Source organism: Jiangella rhizosphaerae, from assembly GCF_003579925.1.
Taxonomy (GTDB): domain Bacteria; phylum Actinomycetota; class Actinomycetes; order Jiangellales; family Jiangellaceae; genus Jiangella; species Jiangella rhizosphaerae.
This window is the reverse complement of record NZ_QUAL01000230.1, coordinates 1-1,207: the sequence shown is the minus strand read 5'-3', so window position 1 is coordinate 1,207 and position 1,207 is coordinate 1. Positions and strand designations below refer to the sequence as shown.

Sequence of the window (1,207 nt, the reverse complement as noted above, 5' to 3'; positions counted from 1 at the left end):
CGGTGGGCGGCTCGGCGGCAGGGATGGGCGGCGCCGCGGCGGCGGTCGGCGGCTCGCCCGATCCGAGCGCCTGGGCCAGGGCCGGAACGCCGGGCCGGCGGACCGGGTCGGGGTGCAGTGCGGCGTCGAGCACCGCCGCGAGCCAGGGCTCGACGCCGGTGAGGTCGTGCTCGCCACGCCGGATGCGGTCGACGACGGCGAGGTCGGGCCCGCCGCCGTACGGCGGCCGGCCGGTGGCGGCGTAGGTGAGCGTGGCCGCCCAGGCGTGGACGTCGGTGGCCGGGGTCGGGTCGCGGCCGAGCACGGTCTCGGGCGCGAAGTAGCCCGGCGTCCCCGAGATCAGGCCGGTGGCGGTGAGCCGGGTGTCGTCGGTGGCGTGCGCGATGCCGAAGTCGATGAGCACCGGCCCGCCGGGTGCCAGCATGACGTTGCCGGGCTTGATGTCGCGGTGCACGACGCCGGCGGCGTGCACCGAGGTGAGCGCCTCGAGCAGGCCGCGCGCCAGGATCCGCAGGTCCGCCTCCGCCAGCGGCCCGTGCTCGGCCACCCACGTGCTCAGCGGGACGCCGTCGACGAACCGCGTGACGATGTACGGCGGATCGGCCGACACGTCGGCGTCGAGCACCTCTGCCACGCGGTCGCCGCGCACCCGGACCAGCGTGGCGACCTCGCGCTCGAACCGCCGGCGGCCGTCGGTGCCGCCGACCAGCCACGGCCGCAGCGTCTTGACCGCCACCGAGCGACCGTCCCGAGCGGTCGCCAGGTACACGACCCCCATGCCGCCCTCACCGAGCTGGCGAACCACCCGGTACGGGCCGATGTGGGTGAGTTCGGCCGGCCTCGCATCCACATGTAGACGGTAACCGACCCGGCACCGGCGAGGCATTCCGCGAGCCACGCCGGGCAAGCGCCACGCCTGCGGGCCCGCGGCGTGCTTTGCTATGACGCAACACGATCATCGGGGACTGACGTCAAGCCTCGCGGTCGGCGAATAGCGTTTCGATCATGGGGGTGCGGCCGGACCGAAGGAGTCCGGCTCGGGGAGGACCGGCGATGGGCAGCCAGGGCCAGGCCACGGCTCAGCACGACACCACCGACGCACCGTCCCGGCTGCCGCGCATGCGCCGGTCGGCCGAGACGCCGGCGGCGCCCCGCCGGGCACCGAGCACGACCCGCCCGGCCCCGGGAGGCGCGCGACCGGCGGCCG

At 76.3% G+C, this 1,207-nt stretch carries 1 protein-coding gene; it reads right to left on the bottom strand.

All coding sequences use genetic code 11. The features are described 5' to 3' along the window. Positions 1–850, bottom strand: an 850-nt coding sequence (locus DY240_RS22655) for a serine/threonine-protein kinase (protein WP_158602963.1), incomplete at its 3' end; no start/stop codon positions are given. Between the last annotated feature and the right edge of the window lie 357 nt (positions 851–1,207).